The organism is Pseudomonas sp. Root562 (assembly GCF_001427125.1).
GTDB lineage: Bacteria > Pseudomonadota > Gammaproteobacteria > Pseudomonadales > Pseudomonadaceae > Aquipseudomonas.
Genome location: NZ_LMGK01000026.1, coordinates 1 through 25,206 on the forward strand (window position 1 = coordinate 1; position 25,206 = coordinate 25,206).

General features: G+C 60.3%; 20 protein-coding genes and 1 rRNA gene. 14 read left to right on the top strand and 7 right to left on the bottom strand.

From position 1 onward, the window contains the following. The 6 genes from rrf to qhpG all read left to right on the top strand — a co-directional run. Window positions 1-102, top strand: a 5S ribosomal RNA gene (rrf, locus tag ASD60_RS26890); the annotation flags it as partial. Between the two features lie 202 nt (window positions 103-304). Beyond that, window positions 305-2,197, top strand: coding sequence for a penicillin-binding protein 2 (gene mrdA / locus ASD60_RS26895; RefSeq protein ID WP_056856923.1), 1,893 nt, complete (start codon window positions 305-307; stop codon window positions 2,195-2,197). Window positions 2,198-2,319: 122 nt separating this feature from the next. Continuing rightward, on the top strand, window positions 2,320-4,230 hold the full coding sequence (locus ASD60_RS26900) for a sigma-54-dependent Fis family transcriptional regulator (protein ID WP_056856924.1): 1,911 nt from the start codon (window positions 2,320-2,322) through the stop codon (window positions 4,228-4,230). After that, window positions 4,230-5,948, top strand: coding sequence for an ABC transporter ATP-binding protein (locus ASD60_RS26905; protein ID WP_056856925.1), 1,719 nt, complete (start codon window positions 4,230-4,232; stop codon window positions 5,946-5,948). The genes ASD60_RS26900 and ASD60_RS26905 overlap by 1 nt, the downstream gene beginning before the upstream one ends. A gap of 5 nt (window positions 5,949-5,953) precedes the next feature. After that, a complete protein-coding gene (qhpE, locus tag ASD60_RS26910) occupies window positions 5,954-6,625 on the top strand; it encodes a subtilisin-like serine protease QhpE (RefSeq protein WP_056856926.1) in 672 nt (223 codons plus the stop codon). 2 nt (window positions 6,626-6,627) lie between these two features. Beyond that, a complete protein-coding gene (gene qhpG, locus ASD60_RS26915) occupies window positions 6,628-7,926 on the top strand; it encodes a flavin-dependent monooxygenase QhpG (RefSeq protein ID WP_056856927.1) in 1,299 nt (432 codons plus the stop codon). Window positions 7,927-8,064: 138 nt separating this feature from the next. Here qhpG and ASD60_RS26920 read toward each other — a convergent pair whose 3' ends face one another. After that, window positions 8,065-9,555 (bottom strand): aldehyde dehydrogenase family protein, encoded by a 1,491-nt coding sequence (locus ASD60_RS26920; RefSeq protein ID WP_056856928.1) that lies wholly within the window; start codon window positions 9,553-9,555, stop codon window positions 8,065-8,067. 525 nt (window positions 9,556-10,080) lie between these two features. Here ASD60_RS26920 and peaA point away from each other — a divergent pair. The 4 genes from peaA (at window position 10,081) to peaD (ending at window position 14,640) form a co-directional block, all read left to right on the top strand. Continuing rightward, window positions 10,081-11,661, top strand: coding sequence for a quinohemoprotein amine dehydrogenase subunit alpha (gene peaA / locus ASD60_RS26925; protein ID WP_056856929.1), 1,581 nt, complete (start codon window positions 10,081-10,083; stop codon window positions 11,659-11,661). An 81-nt stretch (window positions 11,662-11,742) separates the two neighbouring features. Beyond that, window positions 11,743-13,173, top strand: coding sequence for a quinohemoprotein amine dehydrogenase maturation protein (peaB, locus tag ASD60_RS26930; RefSeq protein WP_056856930.1), 1,431 nt, complete (start codon window positions 11,743-11,745; stop codon window positions 13,171-13,173). A gap of 1 nt (window position 13,174) precedes the next feature. Next, window positions 13,175-13,498, top strand: coding sequence for a quinohemoprotein amine dehydrogenase subunit gamma (qhpC, locus tag ASD60_RS26935; RefSeq protein WP_008016081.1), 324 nt, complete (start codon window positions 13,175-13,177; stop codon window positions 13,496-13,498). A gap of 23 nt (window positions 13,499-13,521) precedes the next feature. Next, on the top strand, window positions 13,522-14,640 hold the full coding sequence (peaD, locus tag ASD60_RS26940) for a quinohemoprotein amine dehydrogenase subunit beta (RefSeq protein ID WP_056856931.1): 1,119 nt from the start codon (window positions 13,522-13,524) through the stop codon (window positions 14,638-14,640). Window positions 14,641-14,771: 131 nt separating this feature from the next. Here the strand turns inward: peaD and ASD60_RS26945 are convergent, their stop codons facing one another. Continuing rightward, window positions 14,772-15,176 (bottom strand): lysozyme inhibitor LprI family protein, encoded by a 405-nt coding sequence (locus ASD60_RS26945; protein ID WP_056856932.1) that lies wholly within the window; start codon window positions 15,174-15,176, stop codon window positions 14,772-14,774. Window positions 15,177-15,335: 159 nt separating this feature from the next. On the opposite strand from ASD60_RS26945, the gene ASD60_RS26950 reads away from it, so the two are divergent. After that, window positions 15,336-15,824 carry an SRPBCC family protein gene (locus ASD60_RS26950; RefSeq protein WP_056856933.1) on the top strand — a complete coding sequence of 163 codons (489 nt, stop codon included), beginning with the start codon at window positions 15,336-15,338 and terminating at the stop codon, window positions 15,822-15,824. 317 nt (window positions 15,825-16,141) lie between these two features. Here ASD60_RS26950 and inhA read toward each other — a convergent pair whose 3' ends face one another. Further along, window positions 16,142-16,828 carry an isonitrile hydratase gene (gene inhA, locus ASD60_RS26955; protein ID WP_056856934.1) on the bottom strand — a complete coding sequence of 229 codons (687 nt, stop codon included), beginning with the start codon at window positions 16,826-16,828 and terminating at the stop codon, window positions 16,142-16,144. Window positions 16,829-16,917: 89 nt separating this feature from the next. Here inhA and ASD60_RS26960 point away from each other — a divergent pair, with 89 nt between their 5' ends. Then, window positions 16,918-17,880 carry a GlxA family transcriptional regulator gene (locus ASD60_RS26960; protein ID WP_056856935.1) on the top strand — a complete coding sequence of 321 codons (963 nt, stop codon included), beginning with the start codon at window positions 16,918-16,920 and terminating at the stop codon, window positions 17,878-17,880. Here the strand turns inward: ASD60_RS26960 and ASD60_RS26965 are convergent. From ASD60_RS26965 to ASD60_RS26975, 3 genes are all read right to left on the bottom strand, one after another. Continuing rightward, window positions 17,877-18,272, bottom strand: coding sequence for a hypothetical protein (locus ASD60_RS26965; RefSeq protein WP_056856936.1), 396 nt, complete (start codon window positions 18,270-18,272; stop codon window positions 17,877-17,879). The two genes, ASD60_RS26960 and ASD60_RS26965, sit on opposite strands and share 4 nt — an antisense overlap. Window positions 18,273-18,454: 182 nt before the next feature. After that, window positions 18,455-20,278 (bottom strand): glycoside hydrolase family 15 protein, encoded by a 1,824-nt coding sequence (locus tag ASD60_RS26970; protein ID WP_056856937.1) that lies wholly within the window; start codon window positions 20,276-20,278, stop codon window positions 18,455-18,457. 110 nt (window positions 20,279-20,388) lie between these two features. Continuing rightward, window positions 20,389-21,912, bottom strand: a complete 1,524-nt coding sequence (locus ASD60_RS26975; protein WP_056856938.1) for a family 2 encapsulin nanocompartment cargo protein terpene cyclase — start codon at window positions 21,910-21,912, stop codon at window positions 20,389-20,391. A gap of 237 nt (window positions 21,913-22,149) precedes the next feature. Here ASD60_RS26975 and ASD60_RS26980 point away from each other — a divergent pair, with 237 nt between their 5' ends. Then, window positions 22,150-23,325 (top strand): MFS transporter, encoded by a 1,176-nt coding sequence (locus tag ASD60_RS26980; RefSeq protein ID WP_056856939.1) that lies wholly within the window; start codon window positions 22,150-22,152, stop codon window positions 23,323-23,325. Window positions 23,326-23,376: 51 nt separating this feature from the next. Here ASD60_RS26980 and ASD60_RS26985 read toward each other — a convergent pair whose 3' ends face one another. Continuing rightward, window positions 23,377-24,123, bottom strand: coding sequence for a 3-oxoacyl-ACP reductase family protein (locus ASD60_RS26985; RefSeq protein WP_056856940.1), 747 nt, complete (start codon window positions 24,121-24,123; stop codon window positions 23,377-23,379). 124 nt (window positions 24,124-24,247) lie between these two features. Between ASD60_RS26985 and ASD60_RS26990 the strand changes: the two genes are divergently transcribed. Continuing rightward, entirely contained in the window at window positions 24,248-25,171 is a 924-nt protein-coding gene (locus ASD60_RS26990; RefSeq protein ID WP_056856941.1) for a LysR family transcriptional regulator, read from the top strand. Window positions 25,172-25,206: the final 35 nt, after the last annotated feature.

Sequence of the window (25,206 nt, forward strand, 5' to 3'; positions counted from 1 at the left end):
AGCATTGGAACCACCTGATCCCATCCCGAACTCAGAAGTGAAACGATGCATCGCCGATGGTAGTGTGGGGTTTCCCCATGTGAGAGTAGGTCATCGTCAAGACTAAATTCCGAAACCCCAATTGCGAAAGCAGTTGGGGTTTTGTTTTGCCTGGCGAAAAGTACCCGGGGAAATGCATGTCCGTTACAAGTTAAATAAAGTTACACGAAAGTGACTTAGCAGTTTTGGTATGGTGCAGCTCGTTTTTTACGGACTGTTTCCAAGCTTAGGGATCGGTATCTTTTTTCACAGAGTTGCTTGAGAAATGCCCGGCCCCATCCCGATCAAAGACCACGAAAAAGAATCCCGTCTGGTCAACAAAAGACTGATGGCTTGTGCTTTTTTCGTCGTCGCGATTACCTGTGCATTGGTGGTGCGTTTGTACGTGCTGCAGGTCGTCGAATTCGACTATCACTCCACGATTTCGGAGAACAATCGCGTCCATGTCCTGCCGATCACGCCTACCCGTGGCTTGATCTATGACCGCAATGGCGTGGTGCTCGCGGACAATCGGCCCAGCTACAACCTGACCATCACCCGCGAACGCGCTACCGACGTCAATGAAGAGCTGGATGAGGTGGTCAACCTTCTGCATTTGCCCGCTGAAGACCGCACGCTGTTCGACAAGGCGTTGAAACAAGCACGCCACCCGTTCGTGCCCGTAACGCTGTTCTATGAGTTGAGCGAGGAGCAGATCGCGGTGCTCGCGGTCAACGAGTTCCGCTTACCGGGCCTGGATGTCGAGCCGCAGTTCGTTCGACACTACCCGCTCGGCGAGCACTTCGCTCATTCGGTTGGCTACGTAGGACGTATCAACGAGAAAGAATCCAAGGCGCTGGATACGGTTGAGTATCGCGGCACCCAATCCATCGGCAAGACCGGGATCGAAAAATTCTACGAGTCGCAGCTGCACGGCCATGTCGGTTACGAGGAAGTCGAAACCAATGCCCAGGGTCGTGTCCTGCGCGTGCTCAAGCACACCGATCCGGTTCCCGGGGAAAACATTGTCCTGAGTCTCGACGTCAAGCTCCAGGAAGCCGCGGAACAAGCCTTGGGTGATCGCCGCGGCTCAGTCGTCGCACTGGATCCTTCGACCGGCGAAGTGTTGGCCATGGTCAGTAATCCAAGTTTCGATCCGAACCTGTTCGTCACCGGTATCAGCGCCAAGGAATACTCGACGCTGCGTGACTCGATCGACCGGCCGCTGTTCAACCGAGTGCTGCGCGGCCTCTACGCACCGGGCTCGACCATCAAGCCTGAAGTCGCGATTGCCGGACTCGACGCCGGCGTTGTCACGCCACAGACCCGAGTCTTTGATCCGGGTTACTACCAGCTCCCGGATTTCGATCACAAGTACCGCAACTGGAACCACAGCGGCGACGGTTGGGTGGATATGGACGCGGCGATCATGCGTTCCAACGACACCTACTTCTATGACCTGGCGCACAAGCTGGGCATCGATCGTTTGCACGACTACATGGCAATGTTTGGCCTGGGTGAGAAAGTTTCCCTGGATATGTACGAAGAGTCGTCAGGGTTGATGCCATCCCAGGCCTGGAAGCGCGCCACGCGCCGTCAGCCTTGGTTCCCGGGGGAGACGGTCATCCTCGGTATCGGCCAGGGATACATGCAGGTCACACCGCTGCAGTTGGCCCAGGCGACGGCGCTGATCGCCAACAAAGGGGTGTGGAACCGACCGCATCTGGCGATGACCGTGGACGGTGTTGCACCGGTGGACGAGCACCCGATGCCAAACATTCTGCTCAAGGACCCCCGTGACTGGGAGCAGGTAAACCACGGTATGCAGATGGTCATGCACGACTCGCGCGGAATTGCACGCGCCGCAGCGGCAGGCGCGCAGTATCGCATCGCCGGCAAAAGCGGCACCGCGCAAGTGGTGGCGATCAAGCAGGGCGAGCGCTATAACCGCGAGAAGACCCGTGAGCGCAACCGCGACAATGCCTTGTTCGTCGGGTTCGCCCCGGCAGAACACCCGAAGATCGTAATTTCGGTCATGATCGAAAACGGTGAAGCCGGTGGCCGGGTTGCAGGACCTGTGGTGCGGCAGATCATGGACGCATGGCTGCTCGATCAGGACGGTCATCTCAAGCCGCAATACGCTACACCCGGTAAAGCTCCCGGCGATCCCCACGTGTGAAGTTGTGCCAGCTGGCGGAACACAAGCGCCCTACGGCACTTGCCATTGCCCTGACGTTAACGTAAAGATTGCTCCAGGGCGCCGATGTTTGAAGGCGCAGGGCGGATGACCCGGAGCGCTTGATGACGCTAATAAAAACAAACTCCCCCAAACTGCATCGCGAAGCCCGGCTGGCCAGGGAAAAGCTGCATCTGGAAGGCGAAGTGCCGGACGGCGTCCTGCGGGCGGAAATCGATGCTTCGTGGCGGCGCAGTCTCAGCCATGGTGTGCATTTCAATGCCAAGCATGAACTGGCACTGGAATCGAGCACGAGCGTGGACGTGTTGCTGGCGAGCAATCGCTTGCTGATCGACGCTGCACTGCCGGCCATCGATTATCTGGCCGAGCGTCAGGGCAAGGATGGCTTGATCATCCTGGCCAATTCCGATGCCACCATTCTTGCTGTCGAAGGGCGCGCCGACCGCCTCAAGGGCAGCGGCCTGCAGGACATTACCCTCGGTGCCTGCTGGAGTGAAGCCGCCCGGGGCACCAATGCCCTCGGCACTGCGCTGGTGGAAGCCCGGCCAACCCTGATCGATTGCGGCGAACATTACCTGGATCGCCTCAGTGACTTTTCCTGCACTTCGGTGCCCATTCATTGTCCGCAGGGTGACATCCTCGGCGTCCTTGATCTGACCCGCGAAGGCCCGCTCGGCCGCGCCCACGACAGCACCGCGTTGCTGGCCATGGCTGTCAGCCAGATCGAGAGCCGGGTGTTCAACGCCAGTTATCCGGACGAAATCGTCCTGGCATTCCACAGCCGTCGGCAATACCTCGAATCCCCTTGGCAGGGCCTGTTGGCAGTGAGCCTCGGCGGACAGATCCTTGCGGTCAGCGCGCAAGCCTGCCAGTTGTTGCATGCCGAGCGTTCGGCACTGGTAGGCCGACGTTGCGAAGAGTTTCTTGGTGTCGATGGCCTGCAATTGCTGGCACGCCTGCATCAAGGTGGCGCCGGCAGCCTGCAAACCGCCAAAGGCGAATTTTTCTACAAGACCCTGCGTGCGCCGCAACGCACGATCAATGTCAGCACTCCACCGCGTAGCGTGGCCAAAACCGCTAAAGCCCAACCCCAACCCGATCTCCAGTCTTTGGCTGGCAGCAATGCCCGCTACGCCCGCGCTTTGCGCATGGCCCGACAAGGCCTGGCCAACGAGCTGCCGGTGTTGCTGCTGGGCGAAACCGGCACGGGTAAGGAAGTCATCGCCCGCGCCCTGCACATGGCCGGTGCCCGTTGCGACAAACCCTTCGTCGCGGTGAATTGTGCGGCCATCCCCGAAGGTCTGATCGAGTCCGAACTGTTCGGCTATCGCGAAGGCGCGTTTACCGGCTCGCGTCGTGGCGGCATGGTCGGTCGCTTGCAACAGGCCCATGGCGGTACGTTGTTTCTCGATGAAATCGGCGACATGCCGCTGGCCTTGCAGGCTCGGTTATTGCGGGTACTGCAAGACCGCAAGGTGGCGCCGTTGGGCGCTGGCGAAGAACAGGACATCGACATCGCGCTGATCTGCGCCACTCACCGTGACCTCAAGCGCCTGGTAGAGGAAAAGCACTTTCGCGAAGATTTGTTTTACCGGGTCAACGGCATCAGCGTCATGCTCCCCGCTTTGCGCGAGCGCGAGGATTTCGCAGGGCTGGTCAGTCGCATGTTGAGCAAACTCGATGCGCCTGACGTCGTCCTGCATGACGATCTGGACCGCGTGCTCGCCGGATACCACTGGCCGGGTAACATCCGTCAGCTGGAGATGGTTCTGCGCACCGCGCTGGCCATGCGCGAGCCGGGAGAAACAGTGCTGACCCTCGACCACCTGCCCGACAGCATGCTCGATGAATTGACCGCGACTGAACGTCCGCAAGTCGGCAGTATTCGGGAAAACGAACTGGAGATGATCCGCCAGTCCCTGGACAGCCATCAGGGCAACGTCTCGGCCGCCGCTGACGCCTTGGGTATCAGCCGCGCGACCCTTTATCGCAAACTCAAACAGTTGCGCTCGTGATGCAGCGCCTGATCGTTCGGCTGATCGACAGCCAGAACCCCGAGGCCCTGCAAGCGGCGTTGCGTTGGCTCTACAGCTTCGTGCGTCCCCATCGACTGGCGATTGCCGGGCTACTGGGCTTGTCGGTGTGCGCCTCGGCGCTGGTACTGGTGCAGCCCTGGTTGACCAAGCTGCTGATCGACGATGGTTTGCTGGCACGCGACTTCCCGATGCTGGTGCTCATCGCCGGGTTGATGATCGTCGCCGGATTGCTCGGTACGGCACTGTCGGGCATCAATCGCTACCTGCACACGCGGTTGTCCGGGCGCATGCTGTTTGCCCTGCGCGATGACCTGTATCGGCATTTGCAGACCCTGTCGCCGAGCTTCTACGGCCAGCGACGCATCGGCGATCTGATGTCTCGTCTTGATGGTGACGTGGCGGAGATTCAGCGCTTTGCCGTGGACTCGCTGTTCTCGGCGGTGTCCAGCGTGATCGGGCTGGCGGTGGCGGTGGCGATGCTGCTGACCTTGTCCTGGAAACTCTCGTTGCTGGCGTTGGTGCTGATTCCCCTCGATGTGCTCTGGCTACGCTGGATGCGGCGCAAGGTCGAGCGCGATGTACGGCAGTTGCGCGAACGCTCGGCGGATATGTCGTCGTTCATGGTCGAGACGTTGCCGGTGATGAAATTCATCCAGTCCGCCGGTCAGCAGCAACGTGAAGCGAGACGTCTGGAGACGCTGGGGCAGGGCTACATGAGCCAGTTGCTGCGCCTGCAAGTCACCGAGTTTTTCACCCAGGCCGTGCCGGGTACGTTGACCTCGCTGTCCCGCGCCTGTGCGTTTCTGATTGGCGGCTATTGGGTGGTGCAGGGCACCTGGCAACTCGGTGCGCTGATCGCGTTTTCGACGTATCTGGGCATGGCCGTCGGGCCCGTGCAAAGTTTGCTGGGACTGTATGTGGCGATTCAACGGATGACCGTCAGTCTTGGTCGGGTGATGGAACTGCGAGGTGAAGAGCCGACCGTGTTCACCCCGGCTGCACCGAAGCCGATGCCTGCTTCTGGCGAGCTGCGTTTCGAGGATGTGCACTTCAGCCATCCCGGTCGGCAGACTACGTTGTGCGGAATCGAGGCGCATATTCCCTACGGTTTGAAAGTTGCCCTGAGTGGTGGCTCCGGGGCCGGCAAATCGACCCTGATCGACCTGCTGCAGCGGCACCATGATCCGCAGTCGGGCCGTGTGCTGTTGGGCGAAGTCGATCTGCGTGAACTGGACCTGTTCCAACTGCGGCGACGCATCGCCGTGGTCAGTCAGGACATCGTACTGTTTCGTGGCAGCCTGGCCGACAACCTCGCTTACGCGGTGCCGGATGCCAGTCGCGAAGCGATTGCCGAAGTGGCTCGGTTGGCGCAGCTCGACAGTCTGATCGCGTCCTTGCCCGAAGGTCTGGACAGTCCGCTGGGTGAGCGCGGCCAGCAATTGTCCGGGGGCCAGAAACAACGCATCGCGATTGCCCGCGCGCTGTTGCAGGACCCTCTGATCCTGGTACTCGATGAAGCCACTTGCGCGGTGGATGAAGCCACCGAACGTGAAGTGATCGAGGCCATCGACCGCTTGTTTGCCGGGCGCACGCGCATCTTGATCAGCCATCGTCCCTCAACCCTGGCCGATGCCGATTTGCGCTTTGAATTGCAAGACGGCGTGCTGGTTTCGAAAGCGGTGCTGCATGAAGCCTGAGCCTTATGAAAACTGAGTTGCGTATCGGTGTGGTGGACAGCGGACACTCGGCAGCGCAGCGGGTGCAGGTCGTGGCCGGGCGCAGGTTTTCACTGGTCGAGGACGGCCTGGCCGAAAGCGACTTGCGCGAAGATCCCTTGGGCCACGGCAGCGCAGTGATCGAAGCCATTGGGCGACGCGCACCGTCGGCGCAGTTCTGCGTGGCGCAGGTGTTCGATCAGCGCGGCGTCACCAGTGCCTTGCAGATCGCCTCGGCGATTGACTGGCTGGTGACGCAGGACGTGCGCCTGATCAATCTGAGCCTCGGCTTGCGTCAGGATCGCAGCCTGTTGCGGGCGGCCTGTGCCGCAGCGGTAGCGCGTGGCGTGCTGCTTTGCGCATCCAGCCCGGCCCAGGGCGAAGGCGTGTATCCGGCGAATTACCCACAGGTGCTGCGAGTGACCGGCGATGCCCGCTGCGCCGAACTCGAATGGTCGTGGCTCAACAGCGCCCAGGCGGATTTCGCCGCGTGTGTCCACGGCACTTATCCGGGGCAGTCGGGGGCCAGTCTAGGTTGCGCGGCATTGAGCGGACACATCGCCGGATTCCTGGTGGAACAGCCCGGGGCGAGCAATGCACAAATCATCGAGTGGCTGCGGCAGAACGCTCGTTATCGCGGACCGGAAAGGCGCTTCTGAGCATGGCGATGATTGTCGTTTTGGGTGCCGGGCCTGCGGGTGCGGCGGTGGCGCTGGGATTACGGCGGCTGGGTCATGCCGTCACGCTGGTCAGTGAGTGGCGTCGGTTTGCGGCGCTCGAAGGTGTGTCTGTGCGGGTTCTCGACGCCTTGCGCGGCGCGGGGTTGCATCAAGCGCTGGCGAATGCTGCGTTGCCGTCACAACGGCAAGTGAACTGGAACGGTCGGCAACACGCGCAGAACATCGAGTTTTTGCTGGATCGTCCAAGCTTCGATCGCGGCCTGCGCGAAGACTTGCGTACCGCCGGTGTTTCGCTGATCGAAGGCCGGGTAATGGGCGTCCAGACGTCACCGTCCAGGCATTGCATCCAGATCGAAGGACAGGAGGCGTTGAGCGCCGATTTTCTGGTGGATGCCCGCGGGCGTCAGGCGCCCGCCCTTGGCAAGGGGATGCGCGGGCCGGAGACGGTCAGCCTGCTCAATCGCTGGCAAGGCTCGCCCGGCAAGACCGCCAGCGCCGTGGAAAGCCTGGCGGACGGTTGGGCGTGGATGGCGCGACGGGCCGACGGTCAGTGTTATTGGCAATGGACGGTGGACGTCACCAGTGCCGAGTTGCCAGGCAAAGCGATGTTGCTCGAATACTGCCGACAGCGGCGCCGGGCATCGGCGGTGGCTCGAGCATTTTTCGCCGATCAGGTTGAAGTCGATTTGCAGCTGCATGCCCGCAGCAGCACCGCGATCCTCAGCCCGCAGGTGTGTGGCGAAAACTGGATTCGCGTGGGGGATGCGGCGATGGCAGTGGACCCGCTGTCGGGCAACGGCATCTTCCAGTCCCTGTCGTCAGCGTTGCAGGCGCCGGCGGTGATCAACACGTTGCTGCACAAACCCGAGCGCGCGGCGCTGGCCAAGCGTTTTCACCAGCAGCGCGTGGAACAGTTGTTTTTGCGCTTTGCGCGGATTGGCCGGGACTTCTATGCCGATGAGCAGCGTTGGTCCGATCAGCCATTCTGGCAGGCGCGGCAGCAATGGCCGGATGCCGAGGTGGCCCATGCCGAGGCGGATTTCGCTGCGCTGAGGATTGAGCGGGCGCCGGTGTTGTGTGATGGCTTTGTCGATGAAGCCGAGGTGGTGATTACAGCGGATCAGCCGTTGGGGATCTGGCATGTGCAGGGCGTTGAACTGGCGCCGTTGGTGCGGCGATTGAAGCAAGGCGAACCTGCAGAGCAAGTGTTGGCGGGGTTGACGGTGGAGCAGGGGCGGGTGGTTCGGGGGTGGCTGTTGACTCAAGGGTACAAACCTTGAGTTTGATCGTTCCCACGCTCTGCGTGTGAACGCCGTCAGGGACGCTCCGCGTTCCACTTCAGAAGGTGACGCAGAGTGTCACAGGATGCATTTTCACGCAGAGCGTGGGAACGATCAGTGGGTCACGGGTGCCACAAATTACAACTTGATCAACACCGACTTCAGCTCGGTGTAATGCTCAATCGCCGCATACCCCATCTCACGCCCGACCCCCGACATTTTGTAGCCACCAAACGGCAGTGCCGGGTCCAGGGCGCTGTGGCAGTTGACCCACACTGAACCGGACTTGATCCGCGGAATCATCCGGTGCACCGCTGCCAGATCATTGGACCAGATGCTTGCGCCCAGTCCATAAGGGCTGTCATTGGCCATGCGCAGTGCATCGGCTTCGTCGTCGAAGGGAATCGCCACCAGTACCGGGCCGAAGATTTCTTCCTGCACCAACGAGTGCTTCTGATCGACGTCGACAATCACCGTCGGTTTGACGAAAAAGCCCGGCCCGAATTGCTCACCACCGCAGGCGATGGTGGCGCCGCTTTCCCGGCCTTTTTCGATATAGCCGTAGACGCGCTCCTGTTGACGTGCCGAAATCAGCGGCCCCATCTCAACGCTCGGGTCCAGGCCATTGCCGAGCTTCATGGCATTGGCGATACCGGCGATGTCGGCCACCACATTGTCGAAATGCTTGCGCTGCACATACAGGCGCGAGCCAGCGCAGCAGACCTGTCCCTGATTGAAGAAAATTGCGCTGGCAGCACCGGCTGCGGCGGTTTTCAGGTCGGCGTCGGCCATGACGATGGTCGGTGATTTTCCGCCCAGTTCCAGCGTCACCCGGGTCATCGAGTCCATGGCGATCTTGCCAATCTGCTTGCCCACGGCGGTCGAGCCGGTGAAGGTCAGTTTGTCCACCAGCGGGTTATGGGTCAGGGCGGAACCTGCGGTGATGCCGGTGCCGGTGACGACGTTGAACACGCCTTCCGGATAGCCCGCTTCCAACACCAGTTCGGCGAGTTTCAGTGCGGTCAGTGGGGTTTCATCCGCAGGTTTGAGCACCACGGTGCAACCGGTGGCCAGGGCCGGGCCGAGTTTCCAGCAGGCCAGCAGCAGCGGGAAATTCCAGGCGACGATGGCACCGACCACGCCCACCGCTTCACGACGGATGAAGCTGTGAAACTGGTCGTTGGGCATCAACGGTGCCGACACGTCGACTGTCGAGCCTTCGATCTTGGTCGCCCAACCGGCCATGTAGCGCAGGAAGTCGATGGCCAGTTGCACGTCCATCACTTGGGCGACGGCGGCGCTTTTGCCGTTGTTCAGGCATTCCAGCTGCGCCAGCAGTTCGGCGTCGCGCTGCATCAGGTCGGCGAGTTTCCATAGCAGGTTCTGTCGCTCACGGGGGCGGGTGCGGGTCCAGGCGGAATCATCGAATGCCTGGCGGGCGGTGAGTACGGCGCGGTCGACATCGTCTGCGGTGGCTCGCGGCACCACGCACAGCACCTCGCCGGTGGCCGGGTTGTGCAACGGCATGGTCTGGCCGTCGGCGGCTGCGACCCAGTCACCGCCGATGAGCATGCGCGGGGCACGCTGGATGAATGCCGAAGTGGCTGGAAGCAGGTTTGGAAGCGACATGATGAAACCTCGTCTTGTTCGTTGTGACGAGGTCTTTCGCAATGGCTGTGCCAGTTGTGATTTTTTGGCCCGAAGGCCCTGTTTGTCGGGGCGTCACAGATTCTCTGCGGATCATCCCGTGATCGATAAACGTCGCAAATTGCGACGAACTGAGAATCTCATCTCCTCTGTAGGAGCGAGCCTGCTCGCGAAAAACGTCCAGGCAACCAGTGCAGCCAGACACCCAACGTTATCGTACGTCCATCGCAAGCCGGCTCGCTCCTACAAAGGCTGCAGCTATGCTTGTCTCAGGTTGCAACAGCTGTCGCGAAATAGAACGTGCCCGCCGTTGATATGCCCGTCGAAAATCCAGGTAGATTATGGCAAGTCATTGATTCAAAGAGTTATTCATAAGCTGGCACGCTCCGTGTATTGCTCATCGCAGACGTTTCTCTTGCCTCCGTCAGCGGCTCGCCGCCGACGGCAGAAACCATAAAAAACGATAAGCCACAAAAATAAGAAAGCACCGTGCGAGGTTAGACGTTGATGAAGAGAAGACTCCGATCAGGCATGAGCGCCGGCCTGCTGGCCGTGGCCGCTTGCATAGCCCTGCATTCGCCCTACAGCCTGGCAGCCCGCGACGCCCAGACCATCCTCAAGGAAACGTGTCAGGGCTGTCACACCCCTGAAGCCAATAACGCCCTGAGCCGTATCAGCCACCAGCGCAAGACGCCGGAAGGCTGGCTGATGAGCATCGCCCGCATGCAGACCATGCACGGTTTGCAGATCAGCGATGAAGATCGCCGCACGCTGGTCAAGTACCTTGCCGACACTCAGGGGCTGGCGCCGAGCGAAACCGACGGCGTGCGTTATGCCATGGAGCGCCGGCTCAACACCGTCGAGCAGTTCGACGATCAGACCAGCCAAATGTGCGGCCGCTGCCACTCCGGTGCGCGGGTCGCGCTGCAGCGGCGTCCGGCCCAGGAATGGGAGCGATTGGTGAACTTCCACCTTGGCCAATGGCCGTCCCTGGAATATCAGGCGCTGTCCCGCGACCGCGACTGGTTCGATCTCGCCCGCAAAGAAATGGTGCCGTTGTTGGCCAAGCGTTATCCGCTGGACAACCCGGCCTGGAAAAAATGGCAGAGCAGCGCGCCGAAGAGCGAGGCGCTGGCAGGCGACTGGAGCTTCAGCGGCCACTTGCCGGGCAAAGGCGAGCTGGCCGGTGTCATGAGCGTGACTGCTGACGGCAGCGACACCTTCAAGGTCAGCGTCAAAGGCCAGTACGCCGACGGCACGCCGTTCAATGGCGACGGCAGTGCGATTCTCTACACCGGCTATGAATGGCGCGGCAATGTCAGCATCGACGGCGTGACCATGCGCCAGGTATTCGCCGCCCAAGGCAATGCCATGCAGGGCCGGATGTTCGAGGCCGAGCACGATGAGCGTGGTCTGGACTTCGTCGCTGCGAAACAGGGTTCCCAGCGTTTGCTGGCGGTGCAACCGGGCTACGTGAAGGCCGGCAGCGAAACCGAAGTGACCCTGATCGGCAGCGGTCTTTCCGGAAAACCGAACTTCGGCAAAGGCGTGGAAGTGGTCGAAGTCGTCTCGCAGAGCCCGGAGCAGATCAAGGTCAAGCTCAAGGCCGCCGCCAATGCCCAGCCGGGCCTGCGCGTGGTCACCGTCGGCACATTGAAAGGCCCGAGCCTGTCGGTCTACAGCAAGATCGATCAGGTCAAGGTCATACCGGAATTCTCGGTGGCGCGGATCGGTGATGGCGGTGGTTCGACGCCGAAAGTCCAGGGCCGTTTCGATGCCGAAGCCTGGGGCAAGGGCACTGACGGCAAGCCATATCGCATCGGCGTGTTCCCGGCGCAGTGGAAGGTCGAGGCCTTCGACGATCGCGCCAAGGAAGACGAAGACGTCAAGTTCGCCGGCACCATGCAGGCCGACACTGGCGTATTCACACCGGGCGACGCCGGGCCGAACCCTGCGCGCAAAATGTCCACCAACAATGCCGGCAACCTCAAGGTGATCGCCGCCGTCGATGACGCAGGGAAATCCCTGACCGGCGAAGGCCACATGATCGTCACCGTGCAACGCTGGAACAATCCACCCATTCCTTGAGCTGACTGAACGCAAGCGTTTACAGACACTTTTCGGAATGACCGCAAGCCCCGTACCCCGGGGCCTGCACAGGAGGTTGCAATGGGCGCTATCTTGAATCTGGTCGAGCGTAATCTGCACGAAGTGCACGTCGATGCCGACCGCATGCTGTTTCATATTCCCAGCAGTTCGCTGTTCGCCAGCGATGAACTGACAGGCACCATCATCGATACTTTGCGTGGACCGGGGTGTTCTTCGGACGACCTGATCCAGCGTCTGGCTGCGCGCTTCAACGGTGAAGAAATCACCGAAACCCTACGCGAGCTGATGGCCCTGGAACTGGTCAGCGACGGCTCACCGCTGACCCCGGACATCGCCACCAAACGCGTCGAGCGCACGGCGATCAATACCGTGGTGCTCAACGTCAACACCGGCTGCAACCTGAGTTGCACCTACTGCTACAAGGAAGATCTCGACAAGCCGTCAGCCGGCAAGAAAATGGACGTCGAAACCGCGATTGCCTCGGTGGAAATGCTGCTGCGCGAATCGCCGGACGAAGAGCGTTTCACCGTAGTCTTCTTCGGCGGCGAACCGCTGAGCAATCGCAAGCTGATCGAGTACATGGTCGATTATTGTGAGAAACGATTTGCCGAGGCCGGCAAGTTCGTCGAGTTCGTGATGACCACCAACGCCACGCTGCTCACCGAAGAGACCGTCGACTATCTGAATGCGCACCGGTTCGGTCTGTCGGTCAGCATCGACGGGCCGAAAACCGTGCACGACCGCAATCGCATTACCGTCGGCGGGCAGGGCACTTATGATGTGGTGCGGCGCAAGGCCGAGATGCTGCTGTCGCGCTACAACAGCCGTCCGGTGGGGGCGCGCGTGACCTTGACCACGGGCGTCACCGACGTCGAAACCATCTGGGATCACCTGTTCAATGAACTGGGTTTTGCCGAGGTTGGTTTTGCCCCGGTCACCTCAGGCGACATCAGTACGTTCAACCTGACCAGCGATGAACTGATCGAAGTCTTCGCCAACATGAAGAAGCTCGGTCGGCGTTATCTGGAAGCGGCGCTTGAGCACCGCAACATCGGCTTCTCCAACCTGCACCAACTGATCACCGACATCCATGAAGGCCACAAAAAAGCCCTGCCATGCGGCGCGGGCCTGAAGATGCTGGCGGTCGATCACAAGGGTGAGCTGAACCTGTGCCACCGCTTTACCGGTTCGAGCCTGCCGACCTTCGGCAACGTCCACAGCGGCGTGAAGCAGGTGGAGTTGAACGACTTCCTGTCGCAACGCCTGGACCGTACCAACACCGGCTGCGAAGACTGCCAGATTCGCAATCTGTGCTCCGGCGGTTGCTACCACGAGAGCTACGCCCGTTACGGCGATCCGACTCACCCGACCTATCACTATTGCGAACTGATGCGTGACTGGGTCGACTTCGGCATCGAGGTCTACACCCGGATCATGGCTCACAACCCTGCGTTCATCAGCAGCTACATCACTCCGCGCAAGGCTCACTGATATGAAACATCTCAAGGCAATCAATAACAAAGCGTTGAAGCTGGATCAGGCCGCGGATGAAAACCGCATCGAAGAAGTGGTGGCGATGAGCTCCGTGGCGGGCTGCGCTTCGACCACTGACCCAGGTTGGGAAATCGATGCGTTCGGCGGTGTGTCGTCGCTGTGCCAGCCGATGGAGGCAGACCTTTATGGCTGCTCCGACCCATGCTGGTGGCCGGCGCAGGTGCCGGACATGATGAGCACTTACCCGGACTGGAACAAGGATGCCCAAGCGTCCAACGACAACTGGCGCAACCTCGGCACTGTCTTTCCGAAAGACAAGTGATCGGACATCAGAAGGATTCCAGCATGCGTAATATCAAAGCCTGCGGCCTGGCCGCGTTCGCCGTTATGAGCAGCCTTTCGGTCAATGTTCTGGCCGAGGAAAATACCGCGTTGCAAGACGGTCACGAGTATATGTTGACCACCAACTACCCCAACAACCTGCACGTGATTGACCTGGCTACCGACACACTGTTCAAGACCTGCAAGATGCCTGACGCCTTCGGACCCGGCACCGTGCAGTTGTCGCCGGATCGCAAGATCGCCTACGTGCTGAACAATCATTACGCGGATGTCTACGGCGTTGAGCTGGACAGCTGCAAACAGGTGTTCCACGCCAGCATCACCCAGAAGCCGGGCGAGAAAGCCAAGTCGATGTTCGCTTTCACGGTCAGCCACGACGGGAAAGAGCTGTACACCGTTGCCAACCCGACGCTGAGGATGAACGACCGCTACGAAGTGCAGCAGCCTCGGCTCGATGTGTACAAGACCGACGGCGGCATGGACGCCAAGCCTGTGCGCAGTTTCCCGGCGCCGCGGCAGCTGACCATCATGCAGAGCGGTGATGACGGCACGCTGTATGTGGCGGGGGCGGACGTCTACAAGGTCAATGTGCAAACCGGCAAGTTCGACGTGCTGATCCCGAGTCGTCACTGGAAACGCGCGAACTACAGCGCGCCGGACGTGCTCTACGTGTGGAACCAGCAGACCTACCGGCATGATTTTTCGCTGCTGTACACCGCCGCAAAGTTCAAGGACAAGAAGCAGGACCCGGCCACCGCCGAATACCTGTATGGCCTGTTCAGCGTCGACCTGAAAACCGGCAAGACCGAAACCACCGACTTCGGGCCATTGACCGAAATCTACTTCAGCGGCATGCGCTCGCCGAAAGACCCGAACCTGATGTTCGGCGTGCTCAATCGCCTGGCCAAGTACGACATCAAGGAGAAGAAAATGCTCCAGGCCGCGACGCTCGATCACTCCTACTACTGCATTTCCTTCAACAAGGATGGCAGCAAGATTTACCTGGCAGGGACCTTCAACGATGTGGCGATCTTCGATGCCGACAGCCTGAAACAGACGGGAAGCATCAAGTTGCCGGGTGGGGATATGGCGATTACCACGGCGCAGATTTTTGTCCGGTAATTGCGCTGCCTGATCTGGCGTCATCGCAGGCAAGCCCGCTCCCACAGGGTTCAGCGGTGTTCACACGATTGTGACCACACCACTGTGGGAGCTGGCTTGCCAGCGATGAGGCCCTCAAGAACAACAGAGAATCAAACCCCCGGCACCGGACACCCCAAATCCCCCTCCTGACACTTCAGGTAGGTCTTGAATGTCTCGACCCGCGCCTTGGTCAACTCCGTCACGCAGTTGCTGTAGATCAGCGGATAAACACTCCCGCCTTCCACACCAGACGCCGAAAACTTGCACTCGGCATCGCGGAACGCAATCCACGAACGTTGCGCGCCCAACAGCAGTTTCTTGCGGTCGGGGTCGCCTTTCAGGCGGCCAGTGATTTGCTGGTAAAGCGCATTCAACTCCTTGTCAGCCGTCGCATGCTGCTGCGACGCACACTGGTTCATCGTCGCCTGATCGGTGGCGTTGTCGCAGTTCACGGCGGCATGGGTCAGGGTGGCGAACATCAAGGACGTCAGTGCCAGGAAAAAGCGTACGAACATGGAAAAAATCTCGCGGTGGCGATGAAAGTAGGGGGCAGTGTAGCGAAGCCTGCGTCGCTGTCAGGTGCACGATTACGACAGTTGATCTGCTTGCATACAACTTTCAGGCTGGACATGTGGTCTTAGAAGCCTACTGTTGTTCAGTACAGGAGGTGACGTATGAAACCAGTACCCAATAGTTTTGAGCGCAAAATCACGCTTAAATCGCCGCGCTCCCATGTATGGCGCGCATTGGTCGATGCCGAGGCCTTCGGGCAATGGTTCGGCGTGGCGCTTGAAGGCAGGCGCTTCATTGCCGGCGAGTGGACGCAGGGGCAGGTGACGTATCCCGGTTACGAGCATGTGCTGTGGAATGTACTGGTCGAGCGGGTCGAGCCGCAGCAATTGTTTTCCTTCCGCTGGCATCCTTATGCGGTGAATCCGAAGATCGACTACTCGCAGGAACCCACCACGCTGGTGAAATTCGAATTGCAAGACTTTGAGGACGGCACGCTGCTCAAGGTTTCCGAGTCGGGGTTCGCGCACATTCCCGACGTACGCCAGAAGGAGGCGTATTACATGGATAGCCGTGGCTGGGAGGAGCAGTTGAGCAGACTCGAACAGTTTCTGGCCGAGAACGCCAAGGCCCGTGAGCGAGAAGGTGACTGACGGCCATGCGTTCAACCCGAATATTTACGGCTGCGAAGCGTGATGCCTTAGGGCCCCAAGGGTTTTCGGAAGGGGTGCTATGGCGAATGTCTTACACGCCGTAACAACTATGTCGTCTATTGCGGATTGGATCCGATGCGTATTCTGGCCCCATCCACTGAAGCACAAGGAGTGCTCAGGATCATGGATGATCGGCCATTTGCAAGGATTGCTCACGACAGGGAGTCGTAATGGTCTTGGAAGAACCCGCTTCGGCGGGTTTTTTTATGGGCGATCGAAAAGTCTGGCTGCGGGATGATTCGTCCCGCAGCCATTGTTTATTGCCGATTGAGCTTCGCCGCTGCGCGTTCGGTGATCTCCCTGCGCAGTTTCAACGAGGCCGCTGCGCGTTTTCGGGCTTCTTCCAGCACACCGGCTGGCGCAGCTTCCGGGCTCCCAGCTGCGAATGGCGGGGCCGGGGCATATTCCAGTTGCAATTGCACCAGCTCGGCGGTGTCCTGATCGAACAGCTCTGCCGCCAGGGTCAAGGCAAAATCGATGCCGGCGGTGATACCGCCACCGGTCAGCAGGTTGCCATCTCGCACCACCCGGTCCTTCACCGCAATCGCCCCCAGCGGCGTCAACAATTCGTGATAGGCCCAGTGCGTGGTGGCGCGTTTGCCTTTGAGTAAACCGGCCGCGCCGAGCACCAGTGCGCCCGTGCAGACCGACGTCACATAACGCGCATTTGCGGCCTGCGCCTTGATGAAGGCGAGCGTTTGCACATCTTCCATCAGCGGACCGACGCCGCTGCCACCGGGGACACAGATAACATCCAGCGCCGGGCATTCGTCGAAGGTGACGGTCGGTTTCAGCAGCAGGCCGGTGCTGGCGGTGATGGGCATCAAGTCCTTCCAGATCAGATGCACTTTAACGTCCGGCAACGAGGCCAGCACGTCGTAAGGGCCGGTGAGGTCGAGTTGTTGCACCTGTGGAAACAACAGAAAACCGATCTGCAAAGTCATGGTGTTTTTCTCCTGAAGTGGCTGGACGACTTCACTGTAGGCGCCTAGGATTTGGCGCATACGCCAATCCCCCCACGAATTACGCCAAAATGCCGAAAACCATTCACGTACTCGCGTTCGCCAATGTGCAGTTGCTCGATGTCACCGGACCGTTGCAGGTGTTTGCCTCGGCCAACGACATCGCCCGTCAGCAAGGCTTGCCAGCACCGTATGCGCCGACGGTGATTGCCAGCGGCGGCGGGGCGGTGATGTCTTCGGCGGGGCTGGCATTGTTGGCCGAGCCGTTACCGGGACAGGGCAGTGACACCTTGATCATCGCGGGTGGTTGGGGGGTGTACGCAGCGGCGCAGGATCAGCCCTTGGTGACCTGGGTACGCGAGCATTCAGCAGGCTGCCGACGAGTGGCCTCGGTGTGCACCGGGGCATTCCTGCTGGCGGCCAGTGGTTGGCTGGATGGCCGTCGCGTGGTCACCCACTGGACCCGATGCGAACAGCTGGCGCAGCAGCATCCGCAATTGCGGGTCGAGCCCAATCCGATTTTCATCAACGACGGCCCGGTCTGGACCTCGGCCGGGGTGACCGCCGGCATCGATCTGGCATTGGCAATGGTGGAAGCCGACCTGGGCCGTAACATGGCCCTGGAAGTTGCCCGGCAATTGGTGGTCTTTCTCAAGCGCCCCGGTGGCCAATCGCAATTCAGCGTGACCCTGTCCCTGCAGAAAGAAGACAGCCGATTCGACGAACTTCATGCCTGGATCAGCGAAAACCTCGGCAAAGATCTTGGCATTCCCACCCTGGCACTCCAGGCGGGCATGAGCGAGCGCAGCTTCGTCCGTCATTACCGCGCCGAGACCGGCCAGACCCCGGCCCGGGCCATTGAACTGATCCGGGTCGAAACCGCGCGCCGATTGCTCAGCGATACCGGCGTACCGGTCAAACGGGTCGCCGCACAATGCGGGTTCGGCAGCGAAGAAACCTTGCGCCGTAGTTTTCTGCGGGCGATGGGGGTTACGCCGCAGGCTTATCGTGAGCGGTTCTCGGTCAGTGTCTAGTCGCCTGTTTCCACTTCCGTCACCTGATTGAAATACTTCGCCCGATCCGGCGTAAACGTCACCACCATTTTCGTACGTGAGCAGGTCAACGTCCGCTCTTCGCCCAAATCCACATCCAGATCTTCCCCACGCAAGCCCTGCCACTGCGCGAGGTATTTGAGTGAACCGTATTTTTCGAGTTTTTTCAGGCTGCGGCTGACGCCACCTTTCCAGCCCAGCACCGGCAGTTCGCCGGCGAGGCATTGTTGGGCCAGGTCGGGGAAGCGGGCGGCTCGCTGGCGGCCGACTTCCCAGCATTTGATCAGGCCCTTGTCGGAGGCGTCCCACAGTTGGTCGCGATTGAGGCCGGTTCGAAGGGGCAGGTCGATGCTGCGATGGATGCGTTGGGACATTCTGGTTCCTTGAATTCGGGGATGTTGGACAGCTCCGCTGTACCCGCTGATTCGGAATGTTAGGTGGGGTTGTTGCGGCTGGCAACAGGGTATTTCCAGCGATTTCGTTTAAAAAATGTAGGGCATGGGCATTCGACAAACCTGAGGCGAAGCGTCCATTGACCGCCGGTTCAACACCCCGTTCAAGGTTGCCAAAAACTCTTCTCGCCACTCAATTTTCGATCGAGAAAACACGCAGCGCTGATCAATGCCAGGTGCGTTAGCGCTTGCGGCGTATTGCCCATGTGCCGCCCGTGGCTGTCGAACTCTTCGGCGTACAGTCCCAACGGGTTGGCATAACGCAGCAGTTGCTCGAACTCCAGATGGGCCTTTTCCAAGCGTCCGGCGCGGGCCAGGCATTCAACGTACCAAAAGGAACAGGCAGCGAACGCGCCTTCTGTGCCCGGCAGGCCATCGATGTGGGTGTGTTCGTTGTGATAGCGGTAAACCATGCCGTCGCGCACCAGGTTTTTTTCAATGGCATCGAGGGTCGCCAGCCAGCGCGGGTCCTTGGCACTGACAAAGCGCACCAAGGGCATCAATAACATTGATCCGTCGAGGCCGGTGCCGCCGATGTGCTGGACGAAATGCCCGTGCTCTTCGCTCCAGAAGTTGTCCCAGATGTCGGCGTAAATGGCTTGGCGGGTTTGGTCCCAACGGGCGAACGGGGCCGGCAGCGAACGTTTCGAGGCGAGACGGATCGCCCGGTCCAGCGCCACCCAGCACATCAGGCGCGAATGCAGAAAGTGATGTTGCTCGCCGCGCATTTCCCAGATGCCGACGTCTTCCTGGTTCCATGTTTCGCAAACCTGATCGACCACTTCCACAGCGTGCTTCCAGCCTTCGTGGGAAATGGCTTCGCCGTACTTGTTGACGAGGTACACCGCATCCATCAGCTCGCCGAAGATGTCGAGTTGTACCTGGGCGTAGGCCAGGTTGCCGATGCGCACCGGTGTCGCCCCGCCATGACCGGACAGGTGCGTGAGTTCGATTTCCGGCAGTTCCTGACGACCATCGATGCCATACAGAATATTGAGTTTCATCGGCCGGCCGCGGCAGTCACTGACCCGTCCGCGCAACCAGCGCATGTAGGCATTGGCCTCTTCGACGAAGCCCAAACGCATGAAGGCATACACGGTGAAGGAGGCATCACGGATCCAGGTGTAGCGATAGTCCCAGTTGCGTTCGCCGCCAGTGGTTTCCGGTAGGCCGAAAGTTGCAGCGGCGAGGATGGCGCCATGTTTGCGCGAGGTCAGCAGCTTCATCGCCAGGGCTGAACGGTTGACCATTTCCCGCCAGCGACCGCGGTAGTTGGACTGGCCGATCCAGTCGCGCCAGAACTTCAAGGTACGTTGCAGGCAAAGTTGCGTAGCGCCTTCCTTGAAGCGCGGATCGTCGACGGCGCCGAGCAGGAATTCGGCTGTCTGGTCCTGTTCGAGGGTGAATTCGGCGACGGCCGCATGGGCCGCTATGTGTAACGCCTGATCCGCAGCGAGGCGCAGGGAAGGTTGATCGGTGGCTTCGAAAATCACCGTTTTTTTATCGAGACGGGCACGGGTCGTGGCGCGGGCATAGTCGTGTCGCACGGCGCAGCACATATGAAAAGTTGCCTTGCCGCTGACCACCCGTACCCGGCGCATGAGCAGCGGCAGGTCGTCCTCGCTGTCACCGATGGGCAGCAGGTCGGTGACTTCGACCACGGCGCGATCGCTGAGCCAGCGGGTTTGCAATACGTTGGTGTCCGGCAGGTAGATTTGCTCGCGACGGGCATCGGGCAAGTCCGGGGACAGCTGGAATATCCCGGCCTCGGGGCTGTCCAGCAGTGCGCAGAAGATCGATGGGCTGTCGAATTCCGGCCAGCAGAAAAAATCCACGCTGCCCTTGTCATTGACCAATGCGGCACTGCGCATGTCGCCGATAATACCGTGGGCGTCGATGGGGCTTTGGCTTTCGGGGTGATCGGCCATTGTCGCGAAACTCCGGGAACCTGGGACTTAATCAGCTGACTGGCGGGCACCCGTGAGAGTTCATGCCGAGCCCGAAATCATCTTCACCCAAGCCACTAGGCCTGTCCCCGTCAGATCTGATATCGACCACTGTGGCGATGCCACTCCAGACTGCCCGCCACCCAACTTTTCACCCCTGCCAGATAACGCTGCAGTTGCGGGTTTTGATCCGTCAGCAGCGCTTGTTCGGCGCTTTCATACAGGCGCATCACATCGTCATGAATAGTTGCACTGAGCTGCATGGCTTTTTCGATTGAGCAGCCCTGTTCCGCCATCAACAGCCGCGGCAGATTGAAGTCGCCTACTTCAGCCAGGCTTTCCTTGGGCGCCGAAAACAGATCGTTGGCGATGATGGTTGCGCTGGCGGCCAGCGTCGTGACCCGCCGCACGGCCGGAGCGCAATAAACATTGGCCGGCAGCTCATAGCCACCGATGATGTCGATCAGCGACATGCAGGGCAGAAAACTGTTGGTCTGGCGCTGAGCCAGGTATTCCCAGAGGGCAGGCGTCACGCCGTTGATACGCCAGGCGGCTTCGGCAGTCATCGTGACGAACATGGCGATGATTTCATGACGGACCCGGGCGATTTGCGCGGGTGTGGCGAATTCGCCGACCCGCCCCATGTATGCGCGCAGGCCTACCAGCACGGGATCGCTGTCCAGTGCCTTTTCCAGATCAGTGCGAAAACCTTCGGTCAGGTGTGCAGGTTCAAGTGCAGCGAGTGCAATGGATAAACGCGAGCCAACGAGTGCCGGTACCGACCCGGTGCTTTCGTCATCGCAGTAATAGTCATCGACGGCAAATAATGCGGCGATGCATTGGGCCGATAGCAGCAGACGATCCGGATCGTCGGTGTCGGTATGGCACAACATGGCGAACCTGCCGAATCCTGAGGCACGGATCTTGTGCTGCTGGCCAGCGAAAATACCGGTTTTATCGATCCAGCTCATAAGCCGTTCATCGACTTCTGCGGCGAGTGCCTCATCGATTCTGACAGGCATCGGGCAATACAGCGGCGGTACCTGCCAGCGCGGCTTTGGCCGGCGGCTCGGTGTGAAGCTCACGGCACTCTCTTGCCAATGTCGCACGCCGTCGAGGCCAAACCGTTCAAATATCCGGTGAAACCACGCGGTAAACATCTGCGGCGTGGCGTGGAGGGCATCGGGGATTTTCGACAGCTCAAGCCATTGCCAATCCTGCGCTTCTTCAGGATTGGCAACAGGATCGATATCGCAGATGCCAGCAAATACATGGTCGTATTCGTGCTCGATCAACTGGTTCGAGACTGATTCGTGATAGAGCAGCGTCGAGACCTTCAACAGCTTGCAGGACAGGCCCATTTCTTCATGCAACCGTCGTTGTGCTGCCGCAAGCGTTCGTTCACCGTGACGCGGATGGCCACAACAGGTGTTGGTCCAAAGGCCTGCCGAGTGGTATTTGCCCTGTGCGCGCTGTTGCAGTAACAGACGTGCGTCGCGATCGAAAATAAACACGGAAAAGGCGCGGTGACGCAGTCCTTTTTGATGGACCTGCATCTTGGGGGCGAAGCCGGTCTGGCGGTCTTTTGGGCTGACCAGAATCAGTAACTCTTCCATAGCAAGACTCCTGTGTGTCTTCGCTACCGGACGTTACTGCGGACCAGAATGCTAGTGAACTTCAGACGTGACGCGTGGTGGATGGAAAATCTAGTTCAGTTTGATGGGTGCCGCAAGGGCGGCCCGATCCTGGCCAATGCGCTGGTGAAAGGGGCTTCACATTCAACCAACAATTCCACGCTTTCGCGCCATTGCGCCTTATGGCAATTTGCACGGCCACTGACGAGAGCTGCATCCATGACCAACCCCTATCGCGAATTGTTCAAAGCCCCCGGCGCCCGGGCCTTCGTGCTGGCCGGGATGATCGCGCGCATGCCGATTTCCATGACGGGCATCGGCCTGATCACCATGCTCTCGCAGTTGCAGGGTGGCTACGGGTTGGCCGGCGCGGTGGCGGCGACGTTTGCGTTGGCCACGGCGTTTTGTGCGCCGCAGGTATCGCGGCTGGTGGACCGTTTTGGCCAGCGGCGGATTCTGCCGGTGTCGGCATTGATCGGTGGTGGGGCGTTGTTGCTGGTGTTGCTGTGTACGCGCTTGCAGGCGCCGAACTGGACCTTGTTTGTGTTCGCTGCGATAGCCGGCTGCATGCCGAGCATGTCGGCGATGGTGCGGGCGCGCTGGACCGAGTTGTATCGCGGTCAGCCGCAACTGCAAACCGCCTATGCCCTGGAGTCGGTGCTGGACGAAGTCTGCTTCATCGTCGGGCCACCGTTGTCGGTGGGGTTGTGCGTGGTGGCGTTTCCCGAGGCGGGGCCGTTGGCCGCGTTGTTGATGCTGGCGATCGGCGTCACCGCATTTGTATTGCAGCGCCGCACTGAGCCGCCGGTGCATCCCCATGAAAAACATCATGCGGCGTCGATCATCCGCAGCGCCGATATCCAGTTGCTGATGGTGTTGATGGTCGCCATGGGCACCATTGTCGGCGTGGTGGACGTGGTCAGCGTGGCTTTCGCGCAACAGCAGGGGCAACCGGCGGCGGCGAGCATTGTGCTGTCGGTGTACGCCATTGGTTCCTGCATGGCTGGTTTGGCCTTCGGTGCGTTGCGTTCGAAAGTGCCGTTGCCGCGTTTGTTTCTTTACGGCGGGGTTGCCACGGCGGTGACGACGTTGCCGCTGTTGCTGGCGGTAAACATTCTCGGCTTGTCATTGGCGGTGTTCGTTGCCGGGCTGTTTTTTGCCCCGACCTTGATTGTCGCCATGGCGCTGGTGGAGCAGATCGTGCCGCCGGCCAAGCTCACCGAAGGCCTGACCTGGCTGGTCACCGGGCTGAGTATCGGCGTGGCGATCGGTGCGGCGGGTTCGGGCTGGATGGTCGATGCATTCGGCGCCAGAAGCGGGTTCTGGCTGGCGATTGCGGCGGGTGCGGTGGTGTTCGGCGCTGCGGTACAGAGTTATCGCCACCTGAAAGGTTGACCCTGTGGGAGCGGAAAGGTCCGCTCCCGGATCTGCATCTTGTTCAAACCATCACGCGCCAAAGCCACCGTCGATGGTCAGGCTCGCGCCGGTGATGTAACCCGCCTCAGGACCCACCAGGTAGGCAACGAAACTGGCAATCTCTTCAACCGTGCCGTAACGACCGACCGCCATCAGCGGGATCAGGCTATCGGCGAAGTCGCCGCTGGCCGGGTTCATGTCGGTGTCGACCGGGCCTGGTTGCACGTTGTTGACGGTGATGCCTTTCGGGCCGAGGTCACGGGCCAGGCCTTTGGTCAGGCCAACCAACGCCGACTTGCTCATGGCATACGGGCCGCCACCGGCGAAGGGCATGCGATCGGCGTTGGTGCTGCCGATGTTGATGATCCGACCACCTTCGCTCATGTGTCTGGCAGCGGCCTGAGTGGCGATGAACACGCTGCGCACGTTGATGGCCAGGGTCTGGTCGAAATCTTCAAGTTTGAAATCTTCCAATGGAGCCACGGCCAGCACGCCGGCGTTGTTGACCAGGATATCCAGGCGACCAAAAGTTTCCACCGTCACATTCACGGCGTTACGAATGGCTTCGGCGTCGGCGCTGTCGGCCTTGATGGCGAGTGCTTTGCCGCCGTCCGCGATGATGCCATTTTGTAGTTCTTCAGCCTTGGCGGTGGAACTGACATAGGTGAAGGCTACCGTCGCGCCTTGCGCGGCCAGGCGTTTGACGATGGCGGCACCGATGCCGCGGGAACCGCCCTGGATCAAAGCCACTTTGCCGCTGAGGTTCTGCGTAGTCATTTCGTTCTCCAAAGTCCCCAGGCGAGATGCCGGGTTGATGGAGCCTAGTATCGATTGAGGATTACCCTCTGAGTAGACCGCAATTGAGATAGTCTGTGTAAACCAAAAGTTTATAGTGGCGCCTATGGAAACCTTCAGCAGTATCGAATGCTTTGTGCGCAGCGCCGAAGTCGGCAGCTTCGCCGAAGCCGCGCGCCGCCTGAGCCTGACGCCTGCGGCGGTGGGCAAGAGCGTGGCCAAGCTGGAAGCACGGCTGGGCGTGCGGTTGTTTCAGCGCAGTACCCGCAGCCTGACGCTGACCGAGGCCGGTCATTTGTTTCTGAGTGAGGTGAGCGCCAGTCTGCACACCATCCAGAATGCGGTGGCCAACCTCGCCAGCGCCGAGGGACGTCCGGCCGGAACGCTGAAGGTCAGCATGGGCACGGTGTTCGGACGTTTGTACATCGTGCCGTTGCTGGGGGAATTTTTGCGGCGTTATCCGGCGATCAATCCTGACTGGCATTTCGATAACCGCCAGGTGGATCTGATCGGTCAGGGTTTCGATGCGGCGATTGGTGGCGGATTCGAACTGCCTCAAGGCGTGGTGGCGCGCAAACTGACGCCGGCCCATCGGGTGTTGGTGGCGAGCACCGATTACCTGGCCAAGCGTGCAGCCATTGTCGAACCCGACGATCTCGGGCAACACGACGGCATTCTGATTCGTTCGCCGCAGACGGGGCGCGTGCGTTCCTGGCAATTGACCAGCCGCACTCAGCAACACAGTCCGCTGACCCTCAAGGCGCGCATGACCATGAGTGATTCGGAAGCCGCCTGTGCCACGGCGACCCAAGGCCTCGGCATTGCGCTGGTGAGCATGCCATTCGCCGTGGGCTATCTGGAGGCCGGAACCTTGCAGCGGGTTTTGCCGGACTGGTATGTCGATGACGGCAATATCTCGATCTATTACGCCGAGCACAAACTGTTGCCGGGCAAGACCCGGGCGTTTGTCGATTTCATTATTGAGCAGTTTGCAGAGCGGGGATTGGCGGGGCGGTTCAGTGCGCTTTGAGCATGGCGGTCGACCGAGGCGCGACAGGGGCGGCC

What these genes read in the sequence shown, in the direction of transcription:
- ASD60_RS26945 (WP_056856932.1), bottom strand. Translation starts at nt 15,176, where the DNA reads ATGTTCGTACGCTTTTTCCTGGCACTGACGTCCTTGATGTTCGCCACC.
- qhpE (WP_056856926.1), top strand. Translation starts at nt 5,954, where the DNA reads ATGAAAACTGAGTTGCGTATCGGTGTGGTGGACAGCGGACACTCGGCA.
- ASD60_RS26970 (WP_056856937.1), bottom strand. Translation starts at nt 20,278, where the DNA reads ATGGCCGATCACCCCGAAAGCCAAAGCCCCATCGACGCCCACGGTATT.
- qhpC (WP_008016081.1), top strand. Translation starts at nt 13,175, where the DNA reads ATGAAACATCTCAAGGCAATCAATAACAAAGCGTTGAAGCTGGATCAG.
- mrdA (WP_056856923.1), top strand. Translation starts at nt 305, where the DNA reads ATGCCCGGCCCCATCCCGATCAAAGACCACGAAAAAGAATCCCGTCTG.
- ASD60_RS26965 (WP_056856936.1), bottom strand. Translation starts at nt 18,272, where the DNA reads ATGTCCCAACGCATCCATCGCAGCATCGACCTGCCCCTTCGAACCGGC.
- qhpG (WP_056856927.1), top strand. Translation starts at nt 6,628, where the DNA reads ATGGCGATGATTGTCGTTTTGGGTGCCGGGCCTGCGGGTGCGGCGGTG.
- ASD60_RS26900 (WP_056856924.1), top strand. Translation starts at nt 2,320, where the DNA reads ATGACGCTAATAAAAACAAACTCCCCCAAACTGCATCGCGAAGCCCGG.
- ASD60_RS26920 (WP_056856928.1), bottom strand. Translation starts at nt 9,555, where the DNA reads ATGTCGCTTCCAAACCTGCTTCCAGCCACTTCGGCATTCATCCAGCGT.
- peaB (WP_056856930.1), top strand. Translation starts at nt 11,743, where the DNA reads ATGGGCGCTATCTTGAATCTGGTCGAGCGTAATCTGCACGAAGTGCAC.
- peaD (WP_056856931.1), top strand. Translation starts at nt 13,522, where the DNA reads ATGCGTAATATCAAAGCCTGCGGCCTGGCCGCGTTCGCCGTTATGAGC.
- ASD60_RS26990 (WP_056856941.1), top strand. Translation starts at nt 24,248, where the DNA reads ATGGAAACCTTCAGCAGTATCGAATGCTTTGTGCGCAGCGCCGAAGTC.
- ASD60_RS26950 (WP_056856933.1), top strand. Translation starts at nt 15,336, where the DNA reads ATGAAACCAGTACCCAATAGTTTTGAGCGCAAAATCACGCTTAAATCG.
- ASD60_RS26980 (WP_056856939.1), top strand. Translation starts at nt 22,150, where the DNA reads ATGACCAACCCCTATCGCGAATTGTTCAAAGCCCCCGGCGCCCGGGCC.
- ASD60_RS26975 (WP_056856938.1), bottom strand. Translation starts at nt 21,912, where the DNA reads ATGGAAGAGTTACTGATTCTGGTCAGCCCAAAAGACCGCCAGACCGGC.
- ASD60_RS26960 (WP_056856935.1), top strand. Translation starts at nt 16,918, where the DNA reads ATGCCGAAAACCATTCACGTACTCGCGTTCGCCAATGTGCAGTTGCTC.
- peaA (WP_056856929.1), top strand. Translation starts at nt 10,081, where the DNA reads ATGAAGAGAAGACTCCGATCAGGCATGAGCGCCGGCCTGCTGGCCGTG.
- ASD60_RS26985 (WP_056856940.1), bottom strand. Translation starts at nt 24,123, where the DNA reads ATGACTACGCAGAACCTCAGCGGCAAAGTGGCTTTGATCCAGGGCGGT.
- inhA (WP_056856934.1), bottom strand. Translation starts at nt 16,828, where the DNA reads ATGACTTTGCAGATCGGTTTTCTGTTGTTTCCACAGGTGCAACAACTC.
- ASD60_RS26905 (WP_056856925.1), top strand. Translation starts at nt 4,230, where the DNA reads ATGCAGCGCCTGATCGTTCGGCTGATCGACAGCCAGAACCCCGAGGCC.